Source organism: Frankia tisae, from assembly GCF_025403405.1.
Lineage (GTDB): Bacteria > Actinomycetota > Actinomycetes > Frankiales > Frankiaceae > Frankia > Frankia tisai.
In genome coordinates this window covers 1-14,571 of the sequence record NZ_JANEZT010000156.1, presented here as the reverse complement: position 1 = coordinate 14,571, position 14,571 = coordinate 1, and the positions used below count along the sequence as shown (strand labels likewise).

The 14,571-nt window shown below is 70.4% G+C and carries 14 protein-coding genes; 1 reads left to right on the top strand and 13 read right to left on the bottom strand.

Translation table 11 applies throughout. From position 1 onward, the window contains the following. From NBZ85_RS16195 to NBZ85_RS16150, 10 genes are all read right to left on the bottom strand, one after another. Window positions 1–620, bottom strand: a 620-nt coding sequence (locus NBZ85_RS16195; RefSeq protein ID WP_261562156.1) for a PaaI family thioesterase, incomplete at its 3' end; no start/stop codon positions are given. Continuing rightward, window positions 617–1,402 carry a ferritin-like domain-containing protein gene (locus NBZ85_RS16190; protein ID WP_261559488.1) on the bottom strand — a complete coding sequence of 262 codons (786 nt, stop codon included), beginning with the start codon at window positions 1,400–1,402 and terminating at the stop codon, window positions 617–619. The genes NBZ85_RS16190 and NBZ85_RS16195, both read right to left, overlap by 4 nt. Window positions 1,403–1,485: 83 nt before the next feature. Then, the gene (locus NBZ85_RS16185; RefSeq protein WP_261559489.1) at window positions 1,486–3,171 is read right to left on the bottom strand and encodes an AMP-binding protein; all 1,686 of its coding nucleotides are present in this window, start codon (window positions 3,169–3,171) and stop codon (window positions 1,486–1,488) included. 68 nt (window positions 3,172–3,239) lie between these two features. After that, on the bottom strand, window positions 3,240–4,502 hold the full coding sequence (locus NBZ85_RS16180) for a cytochrome P450 (RefSeq protein WP_261559490.1): 1,263 nt from the start codon (window positions 4,500–4,502) through the stop codon (window positions 3,240–3,242). 63 nt (window positions 4,503–4,565) lie between these two features. Then, window positions 4,566–5,837, bottom strand: a complete 1,272-nt coding sequence (locus NBZ85_RS16175; RefSeq protein WP_261559491.1) for a cytochrome P450 — start codon at window positions 5,835–5,837, stop codon at window positions 4,566–4,568. A gap of 513 nt (window positions 5,838–6,350) precedes the next feature. Then, a complete protein-coding gene (locus tag NBZ85_RS16170) occupies window positions 6,351–7,694 on the bottom strand; it encodes an ABC transporter ATP-binding protein (RefSeq protein WP_261562155.1) in 1,344 nt (447 codons plus the stop codon). Then, a complete protein-coding gene (locus NBZ85_RS16165; RefSeq protein ID WP_261556262.1) occupies window positions 7,691–8,527 on the bottom strand; it encodes a carbohydrate ABC transporter permease in 837 nt (278 codons plus the stop codon). Before NBZ85_RS16165 ends, NBZ85_RS16170 begins: the two co-directional genes overlap by 4 nt. Next, window positions 8,514–9,452: a carbohydrate ABC transporter permease gene (locus NBZ85_RS16160; RefSeq protein WP_261556263.1), complete on the bottom strand. Its 939-nt coding sequence runs from the start codon at window positions 9,450–9,452 to the stop codon at window positions 8,514–8,516. Before NBZ85_RS16160 ends, NBZ85_RS16165 begins: the two co-directional genes overlap by 14 nt. A gap of 4 nt (window positions 9,453–9,456) precedes the next feature. Then, window positions 9,457–10,848, bottom strand: coding sequence for an ABC transporter substrate-binding protein (locus NBZ85_RS16155; RefSeq protein WP_261556264.1), 1,392 nt, complete (start codon window positions 10,846–10,848; stop codon window positions 9,457–9,459). Then, window positions 10,845–11,684 carry an MBL fold metallo-hydrolase gene (locus tag NBZ85_RS16150; protein WP_261556265.1) on the bottom strand — a complete coding sequence of 280 codons (840 nt, stop codon included), beginning with the start codon at window positions 11,682–11,684 and terminating at the stop codon, window positions 10,845–10,847. Before NBZ85_RS16150 ends, NBZ85_RS16155 begins: the two co-directional genes overlap by 4 nt. Window positions 11,685–12,656: 972 nt before the next feature. Between NBZ85_RS16150 and NBZ85_RS16145 the strand changes: the two genes are divergently transcribed. Continuing rightward, window positions 12,657–12,995, top strand: coding sequence for a transposase family protein (locus tag NBZ85_RS16145; RefSeq protein WP_261556266.1), 339 nt, complete (start codon window positions 12,657–12,659; stop codon window positions 12,993–12,995). 26 nt (window positions 12,996–13,021) lie between these two features. Here the strand turns inward: NBZ85_RS16145 and NBZ85_RS16140 are convergent, their stop codons facing one another. From NBZ85_RS16140 to NBZ85_RS16130, 3 genes are all read right to left on the bottom strand, one after another. After that, window positions 13,022–13,204, bottom strand: a complete 183-nt coding sequence (locus NBZ85_RS16140; RefSeq protein ID WP_261556267.1) for a hypothetical protein — start codon at window positions 13,202–13,204, stop codon at window positions 13,022–13,024. A gap of 89 nt (window positions 13,205–13,293) precedes the next feature. Beyond that, a complete protein-coding gene (locus NBZ85_RS16135; protein WP_261556268.1) occupies window positions 13,294–13,494 on the bottom strand; it encodes a hypothetical protein in 201 nt (66 codons plus the stop codon). 541 nt (window positions 13,495–14,035) lie between these two features. Next, window positions 14,036–14,571: transposase (locus tag NBZ85_RS16130; RefSeq protein WP_261562154.1), on the bottom strand; the 536-nt coding region annotated here is incomplete at its 5' end.

Here is a 14,571-nt window from a genome sequence, read left to right as displayed (position 1 = left end):
GCTGGGGAGACGGTGGTCGGGGCGGTGGCAGCGGACAGCGCCCGGCGCAGCCGGTCCACCTGTGCCGCGTCGAGCTCCATGCGGTCGCTGGCCGCGTCGAGCGACATGGTCCGGTAGCTGGCGGTGGCCGTGGCGACCACGGCGCCGTTCTCCTCGCGGATCTCGGACTCGGTGTGGATGAGCTGGTCCCCGCCGTCGCGGACCCGGGCGGTGCACTCGTAGCCGCCCCCGACGGTCACCGGCAGGACGTAGCGCAGCCGCATCCCCGTGGTGAACGGGATCTGACCGGTGCGCAGGACGATCAGGTTGCCCATGATCTCGTCGACGATCACCCCGAGCAGGCCGCCATGGACCACACCGGGGTAGGACTCGTGCGCCCGCCCCAGGCGGAAGACCGTCCGCAGGCCGTCGCCGTGGTGGGTGAACCGGAGCTGGATGCCGTGCGGGTTGTGCGGCGAGCAGCCGAAACACCGGTAGTCCTCGAGGACGTACCAGGGCAGGCCGATGTGGTCCGCCGCGGCCGGACCGGGGGAATGCCCGTTCGCCGCCGAGCCCGGCCCGCGCTGCGCGCCCGGGGCCACCTCGCCGGCCCGCTGACCGGCGAGCGGGGTCGACGTCATGAGATCGCTTCCGCGAGCCGACGGCGGACGCGGGCGTTGGAGCTGACGTCCATCCCGGTCAGGGCGGCGAACGCGCGGCGGATGTTGTCCTGGAGCTTCTCCAGGTCACCGGAACCGGCGACGGTCTCCAGGAACATCTCGAAGGCGGTGTCGATGGTCTCGTGGTCACGCAGGGCGACCAGCTCGCTCTTGAACACACCGACCGGGTGCTTGATCCGCTGCTCGCCGGTGTAGACGTGCAGCGTCTCCAGCACCGAGGGCAGCTCGTCGGGGTGCTGCGCGAGCCGGCGCCGGGCGAAGTGCAGGAACTCCCGCGCGTGCCCCGCCTCGTCCCGGCTGGCGTTGTTCATGATCCCGCGCAGCACCGGCTCCTCGATCCAGGCCGCGACCGCGCGGTAGACGTGGTTCACTGTGAGCTCGGAGATGATGTTCGTCGCCAGCGTGGCACACGGAGTGGTACCCGGGTCGTACGGCGCGCGCATCGCCTCGACCGCGGTGGTCCGGACCTCGGCGCCGACCGCGTTCAGCCACGTCCGGAAGGCGAAGTGGTGCTGCAGCTCCTCGTAGCCCCAGATCGCGACGAACGCCGAGAAGTCGTAGTCGTCGAACTCGTTGAGGAAGCCGTGCTGGGCGGCGATCGAGTTCGCCTCGCCCATGACCGCGCTCTTGACCATCGTGACGTACTCGGGCCGGACGAGGTCCAGGCGCACCTCGTCCCACGGCACGTCGGCCAACCGCCAGTGCTTGCGTTCGTAGTGGTGGAAGACGTCGAAGCTGTGCATCGGAGCTGTCTCCTGTCGATCGGACAACGGGGTCGATCGGACAACGGGGTCAATCAGGGCAACAGGGTCGATCCGGGCGATGGTCAGGCGTCGCGGCCGGCCGCCGGCCGCGTCAGCTCCCGGGCGGCCAGCCGCTGGAACTTCCCGCTCGAGGTGCGGGGCAGATCGTCGGGACCGACGAGGTGGACGAGCACGTCCGGCAGGCCGAGCTCGACCGACACCGCGGTGTGCAGGTCGGCGGCGAGCCGGGCCCGGTCGGCCGGGTCCTCCAGCGCGCTCTCGCCCACGACCGTGATGCGCTCGGCTCCGTCAGCGGAGGTGTCGGCGAACGCGACGCAGCGCCGACGATGCAGGCCGGGGGCGTCCCGGATCACGCTCTCGGCGTCCTCCGGGTAGAAGTTCACCCCGCGCACGATGATCATTTCCTTGCGGCGACCGGTGACGTACAGCTCTCCGGCGTGCTGGAAGCCCAGGTCGCCGGTGCCGAGCCAGCCGTCCGGGTCGGGCCTGGGCGCGGGCGGGGCACCGGGTGCGGTCAGATAACCCGCGGTGACCGGATCGCCGGCGATCTCGATCTCGCCCACCTCGTGGTCGGCGACCTCCTTGCCGTGCTCGTCGACCACCCGTACCCGCACGGCGCGGACCGGTCGGCCGAGCGCGGGCAGCCCGCGCGCCCGCCGGTCGTCCCTGGCCACCTCGACCGCGACGCCGCCGGCGCCCAGCCGGTCGCGGTCCACCCAGAGCGCCGTCGGAGCCCGGCCCAGGGGCGGAAAGGTCACGGCGAGCGTCGCCTCGGCCATCCCGTAGACCGGCATCATCGCCGCCGGCGCGAAGCCGGCCGGCGCGAAGTGGTCGAGGAAGCCGTCGAGGCCCGCCATCGGGATCGGCTCGGCGCCGTTGAGGGCGACCCGCCAGCGGCTCAGGTCGAACCGGCCCACCTCGGCGCGGGGGACGGACTCGGCCAGGGCCTCGTACCCGAAGCTCGGCGCCGGGGAGATCGTCGCGCCGCGGTCGGCGAACTGGCGCAGCCAGCGGGCCGGATCCTTCACGAAGGCCCCAGGAGACCACACCGCCATGTCAATCCCGGCGAACGTGCCGGCGAGGGTGCCGAACAGGCCCATGTCGTGGAACAGCGGCAACCACAGGCCGCCGCTGTCCTCGCCCGGGCGGATGTCGATGCCCGTGGCGATCGCGACCAGCCCGGCGAGGACGTTGCGATGGGTCAGCCGCACCCCCTTCGGCGCCGCCGTGCTGCCCGAGGTGAACTGGACGACCGCGAGCTCGTCCGGTTCGACGGTGGGCAGCCGTGCCGAGCCGCCCGCGGCCGCACCGAGGGCGAGGCTGCCCACCGGGATCAGCTCCACCCCGGTGAGCGCTCCGGCCAGCCGGGAAGCCACCGCGCCGAGCCGGTCGTCCACGAGGACCCGGCCGATGCCGGCGGCCGCGATGATCCCGGACAGCCGGGAGGCGTAGCCGGACAGGTCGCCGGCCGAGGTCGGCAGGGGCAGGGGGCAGGCAGCGGCGCCCGCGCCCACGGCCGCGAACAGCGCGACCAGGAACTCGGGGCTGTTGCGGCTGAGCACCCCGATCCGGTCGCCGCCCTCGACGCCGCGACCGACCAGCGCGACGGCCGCGGTCCGCGACGCCGCGGCCAGGTCGCGGACCGAGATGTCCCGGTCTGCGGAGGGAAACGAAAGCTGGAGTTCGGGATCGGCGGCGACGACCGTTTCCAGGGCGTCGGTGAGGTTGTCGGCACTTCCGGCGAGCATGTACTCGCTCCTGTCTCGCAAGGGCGGGACGTGGCGGACGAAGGTCGCTGGAGGAGAGGCGCCCGGCGTCAGCCGGCGGCGCCGGTGATGTTCACCAGCAGGGAGTCCGGACCGCGCAGGGCCGCGTTCGGCCGGTACTCGATGTCCTCGGTCACCAGGGACAGCTCGCCGCCGCGCCGCACCAGCGTGCCGATCGCCGCCTCCGCCTGAATCCGGGCGAGCGGCGCGCCGAGGCAGTAGTGCAGTCCGAGGGCGAAGCCGAGGTGGCGGCGCGCGGGCGGCGACGCCGCGTAGCGGGTGATGTCGAAACGGTCGGGGTCGGCGAACGCGGCGGGATCACGGTGCCCGGAGGCACTGAGCACGACCACGCCGTCGCCGCGGCGGAACGGGTGCCCGAGGACGGTGGTGTCGGCCAGCGCCACCCGGGTGACGAACTGGGACGGCGGATCGTAGCGGAGCATCTCCTCGACCGCGGCCGCGACGAGCTCGGGCCGCTCCCGCAGCAGCGCGAGCTGGTCGGGGTGACGCAGCAGCGCCAGGACTCCGTTCGTGACGAGGTTGGCCGTGGTGTCGAGCCCGGCCGCCAGCAGCAGCGCGCAGAGCTCGACGACCTCCCGCTCGGTCAGCACGTCCTGGTCGTGCTGGATCGCGACCAGCCGGCTCACCAGATCGTCGCGCGGCTGGGCGCGCCGCGCGGCGACCAGGTCGAACAGGTACCGGCCGAGGTCCCGGGCGGCGGCGGTGCGCACCACGATCTCGGCCGGGGAAAGCAGGTAGTCGGGGTCGGTGCCGCGGGTGATCCCCTGGATCCAGCCCAGGAACAACGGCGCCTCGGCGGCCGGGACACCGAGCAGGCGCCCCATGACCGCAAGCGAGAGCGGCCTGGCCAGACCGGCGACCACGTCGAGCCCGCCCTGAGCCACCGCCACGTCGACGAGGCCGTCGACGGTCCGGCCGACGAACGGTGTCTCGGCCAGGCTCGCCCGCGGCGTGAACGCCCTGCTGACCAGCCCCCGCAGCCGGGTGTGGTCGGGCGGGTCCATCGCCAGGAACGAGCCGCCGGGGACCTCGCCGGGAGCGACGCCCGGGCGGAACGGGTTCAGCCCGTCGGAGTAGCCCCGCCCCCAGTGCGCGCCCTGCAGGACGGCGGCGCAGCCGTCGTACGTGGTCGCCAGCGTCACCCGGGCGTCGCCGAGCCGGATCGGGCAGAACGGCGCCGTCTCCCGCAGGGCCCGGTACCGGGGGTACGGGTCGGGGCGGTGGACCGGGTCGAAGGCGTCGAAGTCCACGACGTCCCCGCCGCGCACGTCGGTCCCGGCGTTCGTCACCACGCGTTCTCCTTCCGTCTGCGCTGAGCGGTGGTCAGGTTGGGCGGTGGTCAGGTTGGGCGGTGGTCAGGCCTCGAACCGGACGGGCAGTTCCGCGATGCCGCGCACCACGATGTTCGGCCGGTAGAGCGGCGGGTCGGCCAGCAGCGTCATCACCGGGCCGCGGCGGGCGAGCTCCCGCAGCATGGCCTCCATCTCCAGCCGGACCAGCGGCGCGCCGATGCAGTAGTGCAGGCCGACGCCGAAGCCGAGGTGGCGGGGGACGGACTGGGACTGGGCGTAGCGGGTGAGGTCGAGCCGGTCCGCGTTGTCGTAGACGCGCGGGTCGCGGTTGGCCGAGGCGAGCAGGATGAGCGCGCCGTCGCCCTCCTTGAAGCTGTGGCCGGAGATCTCCATGTCCCGGACCGCCATCCTGGTGGTCGCGTGCGAGGGGCCGTCGTAGCGCATGAGCTCGTCGACCGCGGCCAGCGCGAGGTCGGGGTTCCTGCGCAGCACCTCGAACTGGTCCGGGTTGCGGGTCAGCGACAGCACGCCGTTGGCCAGCAGGTTCACCGTGGTCTCGTGCCCGGCGACCAACAGCACGGTGAGGGTGGCGATCATCTCGCCGGTGGTGAGCCGGTCGCCTTCCGCCTCGACCTGGGCCAGCGCCGAGATGAGGTCGTCCTTCGGACGGGCCCGCCGCTCGGCGACCAGCTTCTCGAAGTACTCGCGGAAGTGCTGGGCCCCGTCCGCCCGGGACTTCAGCTCCGCCGCGGACAGCAGGGCGTCGGGGTCCAGGCCGCGGGCGATGCCGGCGGACATCGCCCGCACGGAGGCATGGTCCTGCGCCGGCACGCCGATCATCTCGGCGATCATCGTCAACGGCAGCGGGTAGGCGAGATCCTCGACGACGTCGATCTCGCCCACCTTGATCGCGTTGTCGACGATCTCGGCGGCGACCTCCTCGACCCGGGCGCGCAGCGACTCCAGGCCGCGGGCGGTGAAGGCCTTGCTCACCAGGCGGCGCAGCCGGGTGTGGTCCGGCGGCTCCATCCAGAGGAACGACGCGGGCAGGTCCGAGCCGTCGCTCTCCGGGTGCAGGAACTCCGGCTCCTGTGCATGGCTCCACGCCGAATCCTGGAGGATGGCGTCGGCCTCGGCGTAACGCGAGACGATCTGGAGGTTGAACGGGCCGGGCACGAACGGCCCCGCCTCGCGCAGCACCTCGTAGGCGGGGTACGGATTGTGTCGGGATTCGGGCATGAACGCGGCCACGATCGCTTCCTCGAGGGAGAGCGAGCCGGTCCCCGCGGTCGCCTCGGTCGGCGGCGCCGTTGATTCGGTCGTCGTGATATCCACGTGCGTGTCCTCTCGTCCAGATCAGCCGGCGACGGATCCCGGCCGACGGTGGGCGTCAATACGCAGGTCTTTCGCCATGCATTGCACGAACGAAATTTTCTCGGGGGCGGTTTTAACCGTCGGTTCGGACGGTTCTTCGGTCGGCTGGACGGTCGACCGGTTCGCTCCGGGACCGGCGGCCAGAAGAAAGCCGGCGTCCACGAGATACTGGCGGCGAATTGAATGTCACGATGCCGTGATGTCCGAGGGCTGGTCGATACCAATGAGCCCTGAATCGAGTCTCTATCGCGGCCCGGCTGCCGTCAAGGCCAAAGGATCGATACAATCGATCTATCGCCGCGCGACCACGGTCGGATGAAAGCAAGAAGTCGAGCGGGTTTCACGGAGATGAGTAACACCGAACGCCGGCGACAAAAGAACTGACCCGGGGTGCCCGGCGGGCGATCAGCCGATCGAATACCGGCGCGACCCGCATTTTTGAGCCGGCCGCCGATATAGGCGGCCGGCTCCGCTCTACTTCGCTGCGGCGTCCGGCCTGCCGGTCGTCGCGCCCAGGCGGAGTCCCCCGTCCGGGTCGAACAGGTGGACATGCTCGGCCTGGACGCGCACCCGCACGGCGTCCCCGACCGCGGGCACCCGGTCACGGCCGCGGATGCTCACCGCCCACGGGGGGTCCTCACCAGGACTCACGCAGGTCACCACGGTGCCGTCCCCGGTGAACTCGACGACGTCCGCGACGCCCCGCAGCACGACCCCCGGCCCGGCGGGGACCGCCACGGCAGTGCTGTCCACGGCAGTGCTGTCCACGTCCGGTCCCCCGCCACCGTGCGCCGGGCCGTCTCCGGCGGCGTCCACCGGCTCGAGCAGCCCGTCGGCCGGTCGCCAGCCCAGCAGTAGCGGGCCCGACTCGGGTCGGGGCGGGCCGGGCAGCCGCGCCGCCACCCCCGGACCGGCCAGGACCCGCCCGTCCCCCGCCGGCGCGACGGTGTGCAGGTTCATCGGCGGGCTGCCCAGGAACGTCGCGACGAAGGTGTCCGCCGGGTACCGGTACACCTGCTCGGGCGGCCCGGCCTGGACCACCCGGCCGCGGTTCATGACGACCAGGTTCGTGCCCATCGACAGCGCCTCGAGCTGGTCATGGGTGACCAGCACCACCGTGTTGCCGAGCTCCCGGTGCAGTCGGACCAGCTCCGCCCGCGCCCGCTGACGAAGCTGGGCGTCGAGGCTCGACAGCGGCTCGTCGAGAAGCAGGACGGCCGGGCGGCGCACGATCGCCCGGGCCAGGCCCACCCGCTGGCGCTCCCCGCCGGAGAGCTGCGAGGGCAGCCGGCGGCGCAGCTCGCTGAGCCCGAGCATCGCGCAGACCTCGGCCACCCGGCTGGAGATCTCCGCCCGACTCGGACCGGAGCGCCGATCATGCCTGGCCGCCAGCCGGAGACCGAAGTCGATGTTGCGCTCCACGGTCATGTGCGGGTACAACGCGAAGTCCTGGAAGACCAGGGCCACCCCGCGCTCGCCCGGCGGCAGGTGGGTCACGTCGGTGCCGTCGATGAGCACCCGACCCTCGTCGGGCGTCTCCAGCCCGGCGACGACCCGCAGCCCCGTCGACTTCCCGCAGCCGGACGGGCCGACCACGACCGTCAGCGAGCCGGCCGGCACACCCAGGCGCGGCACGTCGAGCGCGGGGTGGGCGCCGTAGCGTTTCACGATGCCTGCCAGCGTGATCCCGTCCGTCGTGATCCCGTCCGGCGCGGCATCGGACGCGTCCGGCACGTCGGGCCGTGGCCGTCCCGGCGTCGGCGTCGGTGTCGGGAGCTCGGTCGGGCCGGAGGTGGTCATGTCGGCGATGTGCGTCATCTCAGTCCGCTGTGCATGAAGGCGTCGGTGACGCGGCGGGAGGCGAGGAGGTAGACGGCGACGATTGGCAGGGTGGCCAGCATCGAGCCGGCGAGCAGGGGCCCGTACTCCGGACCCTCCTGGGTGAGGAAGGCGGCCAGGCCGGGCTGGATCGTGGCGTGATCGATGTCCGGGGCGGCCAGACTCGGCCACAGATACTCGTTCCAGGCGGTGATGAACAGCAGGATCGCGACCGCGCCCAGGGCCGGCCGCAGCAGCGGCAGCAGCACCAGCCGCAGCACCTCCCCCGGTCGGGCGCCGTCGAGGACGGCCGCGCCCAGCACCGTCGAGGGGACCGCCCGGATGTGGTCGCGCAGGAGGATCACCGCGAGGCCCGTCCCGTAGAGCTGCGGCAGGATCAGGCCCGGGAAGGTGTTGCGCCAGCCCAGGTGGGAGATCGTCAGGAACAGCGGGATGATCAGTGACTGCGGTGGGACCAGCAGGGTGATCACGATCAGCGCGACCAGCACCCGGTGCGCCCGGGGCGGGAAGCGGACGAGCGCGTAGGCGGCGGGCACGGCGATCAGGAGCTGCAGCAGCGTGACCCCCGCCGCCATCACGGTGGTGTTGATCAACAGGCGCCAGACCGGGAAGTCCCTGGTGGCAACCCGGTAGTTGTCGAGAGTCGCGGGCGAGGGCAGCGGGTTGGAGTCGAAGATACCGCCCGGGGTCTTGAACGACGCCGCCAGCGCCCACAGCACCGGCAGGATCATGATCGCCGTGGCCCCGAGCAGGAACGCGTGCCGGCCGACCGTCCCGACGATCCGCCTGGTGGTCGCGCTAGGCGATGGCACGGCGCCTCCGTCCGGCCACGAGCAGCCCGAGTCCCAGCACCAGCGCGAGCGCGCCGGTGATGACGACGGCGGCGGCCGAGGCCGTGCCCGCGTCGAAGAAGGTGAAGGCGTAGGTGAACAGCCGGTAGTAGACGTTGTCGGTCGAGCCGGCCGGGCCGCCCTGGGTCAGCACGGCGACGTTCGCGAAGATCCACGGCCAGACCACGACGAGGGAGAGCATGCCGAGCAGGACGACGGTGCGCCGCAGGTGTGGCAGCACGATGTGCCGGGTGATCTCCCACTCGGTCGCGCCGTCCAGCGCGGCCGCCTCGAGCAGGCCACGCTCCAGGTTCGCCAGCGCCGCGCCGAAGAGCAGCACGTTGAGGGCGACGACCTTGACCGAGGTGATCAGCAGGACGGAGTACAGCGCGCTGGACGGGTCGCCGAGCCAGTTGTGCGCGCCGACGCCGAACCAGCCCGCCACCACGTTGACCAGCCCGGACAACGGGTCGAGCAGGAACTGCCAGGTGATGGCCGTGGCGATCGGCGCGAGCACGACCGGCAGGAACAGCAGCGTCCGGTAGACGGTGCTGACCCGGCCGGGCCGCTTCCACAGGGCGATGGCCAGCGCCATCGGCACGACGGTGGCGAACGGCAGCATCACCACCGCGTAGACGAGCGTGTTCCGGGCGGCGTGCGGGAACTGCGGCTCGTGCACCAGCCGGGAGTAGTTGGCCGTCCCCAGCCAGGACGGGTGGGGTGCGGTCAGGTTCCAGCTCATGAAGCTCAGGACCCCGGTGAACACCAACGGCCCGTAGACCCAGACGACCAGGGCGACGATCAACGGGGCCAGGTAGAGCCAGGGTCGGGCGCGATCACGCAGGCGCACCACCGGGGGAGCGTGGTCGACGCCACGCTCCCCCGCGATCAGCGACGGGTTCGCCATCCGATCACTTCTGGCCGAGGACGCCGCGTACCTGGCCCGCCACCGACGACAGGGTCGACGCCGGATTGGCCCCCCGTAGCACGATCGGTTCGACCGCGTCGTCCTGGAGCGCGACGACGGCCTGACTGGCGCGCTTGCCGGTGTAGGACTGGTAGGGGCTGACGTCGTCGAGCTGTGCCAGGGCAGGGGAGAGCAGCTTGTTGGCCGCGAAGTAGGGCGCGAGGTACTTCGGATCGGTCGCCAGGCTCGGGCGCAGCGGCAGGTAGCCGATCTTCGAGGTGATGATCGTGAAGCCCTCCGCCGAGGTCAGGAACTTGATGAACTCCCAGGCCGCCTGCTGGTGCGCCTTGTCCTTGGCCAGGACCGCGAGCCCGGCACCGGAGTAGGTCGGGGCCGCCGGCCTGCTCCCGAAGCTCGGGAAGCCCGCCGTCCGCAGCTCGAACTTGCCGGTGGAGGCCTTCTGCAGGCTGGCCGTGACGGCGGTGCTACCGATCAGCATGCCCAGCTTGCCGGCGCCGAAGGCGGCGACGGCGTTCGTGGCCGTGATCGCCGGTTGCGCACCCGACGTGGTCAGATCCTGCATGGCGGCCAGCGCTCCCACGGCCGCCGGCTGATCGAAGGCCGGCAGGCCGTCGGGGCCGACCTCCCGCCCGCCGTTGCTGGCGATCACGGACTGGGTCAGGTAGTCGGACTTGCCCGAGTCGACGACGGCGAAGTACACGCCCTGGGCCCCGGCCTTCTCCTTGATGGCCAGCGCGTCCTTCTTGACCTCGTCCACGGTCGTCGGCGGCCTGGTCGGATCGAGGCCGGCCTTGCGGAACAGGTCCGCGTTGTAGAAGATCACCGGGATCGAGATGGTGTACGGGACCGCCTTCACCTTGCCGTCCACCTCGACGGCGGACAGCAGGTGCTGGGAGAACCCGGCCATGGCGGCGTTCCAGTCGGCCCTGGTCGGGATGTCCTGCACGGGCACGATGGGCAGGAGCTGGTAGGCGGCCGCCATCTTGCTCCAGCCGATCTGGGCCACGTCCGGCGGGGAGCCGGCCGCGGTGTCCGTCTGCAGCCGGGTCAGCACGTCGGCCACCGCGACGCCCTGCGGCTTGACGGTGATGTTCGGGTGCGCCTTCTCGAACGCGTCGATCAGAGCCTGCGTCCCCTTGCCGCCGATGTCCGGCGTTCCGTAGTTGTAGGACAGGAAGCTGACCGAGATCTTCTGGTCCGATCCGGCGGCCGGGGCGGTGGCGGCCGAGCCGGAGCTCGATCCGCAGGCGGCCAGCGCGGCCGCGGTGATCAGGGCCACGGCGGCGGCCGGCGACCACCGCCGCCGCCCGGCCACGCGGTCGACGTTCCTGCGCTCGACGCTCCTGCGCTTGACGCTCCTGCGCTTGACGATCATGAGCGGACCCCTGTCGAGGAACGGATGTCGAAGGTTCTGGCCGGGGCGGCGAGGTGCACCGGCCCCCGGAACGAGCGCTCGGCGTCGGCCTTACGCGCCGCCAGCCAGGCATCGTCGGCGGTGATGAAGTGGGTCAGCACGAGCTCCTTCACGCCGGCCGCGGCGGCCACGTCCCCCGCCTCGGCCGCGCAGAGATGACCGTGCGTCGTGACGTCGGGCTCCTCAAGGGTCGCCTCGGAGAGGAACAGGTCGACGTTCGCGGCGAGCGAGACGAGGTCGGGGGTGTAGGCGGTGTCCCCGGTGAAGGCGAACGAGCCCTCCGGGCTCTCGATACGCGTCCCACAGTTGAGCAGAGAATGGTTCAGCTGGTGCATGCTGATCTCGCAGTCACCGACGGTGAACGTGTCGCCCGGCTCGTACTCATGGACATCGAACGCGACATCAAACGACCGGTCCAACATGGGAAACGACGGGACCGGAAAGACCGAGGCCAGCAGATCGAGCTTGGCCCGGCCGCCTTTCGGCACGTACAGCGGGACCGGCGGCCACTCGGCCCGCGCCGCGCCGCGCAGGGTGGGAAAACGCTCCGGATCACGGAGCCGACCGGACAGCAGCGTCTTGCCGACGGTCAACAGGTCGTAGCAGTGATCCGCGTGCAGATGGCTTATTATTATTGCGTCGAGTTCGCTCGGGTGCGCGACCGAGCTGAGTGCCGTGGCCGCGCCGGGACCACAGTCCAGCAGGAGCCGAGCCGACCCCGTCGAGACGAGATAGCTGGAGCTGGACTGGCCGTCGGCAGGCATGCCCTGACGACAACCCAAAACGGTTAACCGCATAAGTAATCCCATTTCTTGGTATCCGGCGCCAGTCGACGGTGACCTGCCAACTCCGGGAAAATGCTCTCAGCAGGGCATCCAGGTTTCAATCACAAACTCCCGATGGTTCGATTGCATGCCAGAGTTCCGACTTTTCACCCCCCGGTCATAGCCTCGTCACCATCGGGTCGCTCAGAAGACGACCCGATGGTGTGTGCCATCAGCCTGCGACCCGCAGGTAGTGGACCCAGTACCCCTGGAGCGGGGCGTAGCCGGCACCGAGCCGAATGTGAACTGCGTACACCGGTTCACGCCGCAGATCTCGTCATCGAGCACGGCACGTCACCTTCCCTGGACCCGACCTGGCATGGACGTAACCACACCGCGAGCCCAGGATTTCGGCTGTGCGCCGCGCCCATTGCCGCCGCGGTGACCGGGGCTATCGCCTGGGAGGGATGCCAGAGCCGAGCACGTCGGCGCACGTCGGCGCACGTCGGCTGCCGGGGCGGCCTGCTTGTTGGTGAGCCGGTCCCTGAGATGCGGCGCTCGAAGTCCCCTTCCCGGGCAAGGGCATCCGACGGCGGCGGATCACCCACTCCGAGGACGGGTCACGCTCGGAGGTGTCCACCTCCTGGTATTCCGCCGCCCTCGCCGACCCTGCACCGCTGCTGATCTTCCGTGAACGCATTCGTCAAGGCACCCGGGCCCGAGAACTGCGTCTCGGAGCCCCGCGAATCAAGGAAGTTTTTCCGAAACTCGTCGTGGCAGATTTCAAAGTAGATTATTGGAGTCGGAGAACAGGAATCAGCACCGAATCCTGCGGCCGGCAGACCGGACAGCCCAACCCGAGGCCCCCGGCCGACGACGTCCCGGACATGTTCCCGATTTCCGGCCGACGCCTCGTAATCTTCGCTCATCGCCGGCATGACAAGCCCTCTCCGTGGAACGCGACCCTTGTCAGAAAACACGCGACCACGAAGAAGGTGCTTCCCAGTGTACCGACTTCCCGGGCTGAGCCGCAAAGCCGCCGAGGCCGTCGTCGCCATGGCCGAACAACACTTCCCCGACTGGAATCGCCATCAAGGTCGCCCTCGCGGCCTGGACCTGATCGCCGCCCTGCGCCTGACCCTGTGCCGGCTGCGACGCAACGCCACCTACAACGATCTCGCCGAGGACTTCGGGATCGGAGTCACCACGGTGTGGACCTACCACCAGACGATGGTCACCTTCCTCGCCGACACCCTCGCCACCACCACCGAAGCCCTGTCCCGGCAGGTCCAGGGCCTGGTCTGCCTGATCGACGGGACCCTCGTCAGCAGCGGCGACCCGTAGGTGAACAGTGCTCGACCGTCCGGCGCCTACGAGAGCTCGAAGACGCCTGGGCGCAGTTTGAAGCCCTTCACCCGCAGGGACGGGTGGAGCGCGCCCTCGGCGAGACCGTCGACGAACAGCGTCCGGGCACGCAGGAAAGCGGCGCGCTGCTCGGGTCGCAGTCGGCGATAGTCTGCCCAGAACTGGGCGACCGCTTCGTAGGTGGGCACACCGTCACCCTAACGGACCGATCCCACACTTTCCGCATCGATGCGACGTCCCGGAAGACGCCGGCACGGTCATCTCCTCGCGGCGGCCGTCAGCTCGCCTTCGTGTGCGGTTCCGCGGCGAGTTCGGCAAGCAGCGCGCCGAACGAGGCTTCGGACGGGCAGATCACCGACCGACCCGCGGCAAGATCGTCGAGGGCCTCGTCGAGGAGCCGTGCGGTCTCAGGATCAGGCTCGTCGACCCACTCGTGAGGTTCCGGAACCGGATACGGGAGATCGGTCGGATTTGCCATGATCCATCACCGTCCCTCATGTTCCAGCCCGTTCCAGGAAGTCACCCAACGCGGAACCTATCGCATCAATGCCCAGAGGTACGCCAGAACATGCCAGGTAATGCATGGAGCTGCAGGTCGAAACAGTCTGTGACCTCTGCTGCGAGCGACGATCCAGGAGGTGTGACGGTACTTGGCCGACTGGCCGGGCCGCACCCACTTCGGATCAAGGAGTGCGGGTGCGAGCGGTCAGCCGACGAGGATCATCGCCATCTCCCCTCGCTCACCCCCGGTGAGCGCCTTGATCTACTCGGAGCCGAAATCGGGACAGATCACGGCCAGCGCACCGAGGGCGGACCCGAAGGTCATGATCCTCCGCCTCGTCGGCGTCGCAGTCTCCGACGAGCCGTCGGGCACCGGCGGAGGTCAGAACGACCCGTCGCGGTATCCCGTCGGGGTCTCCGCCTAACGCCACCGCCGCCCCCTCAGCGTCAGTCTCGGTGAGGGTCACGTCCAGCGGCGTGGTGTACGGAGAGTGACTCCGCGTGATCCTAAGTTTAGTTTAGGCGGTGAGTGCTTCGGGTGTCACGCTGATCTCGGGTGTGTCGGCCGGCGTGTTCCCCGCGTCGACTTTCGCGAGGATTTCCAGGCCGAAATAGCGGTGGGTTTCGATCCACTCGTCGTGTTGCTCGGCCAGGACGGCGCCGACGAGTCGTATGATGGCCCCACGGTCGGGGAAGATACCGACGACGTCGGTCCGCCGGCGGATTTCCTTGTTCAGCCTTTCCTGCGGGTTCGACGACCAGATCTGCCGCCAGATCTCCCGCGGGTAGGCGGTGAACCCGAGCAGGTCCGCTTTCGCGTCGGACAGGTGTTCCGCGGCGCGGGGCAGTTTCTCGGCGAGAGCGTCGACGACCCGGTCGAACTGCACGGTCACCTCTTTCGCGTCCGCCTGCTCGAAGATAGTCCGGACCAATGTTGCCACCCACGGCTGCGACGACTTCGGTGTGAACGTCAACAAGTCGCGCAGGTAATGCGTCCGGCATCGCTGCCAGGAGGCGCCCGGCAGCGTCGACCCGATCGCCGCGACCAGACCCC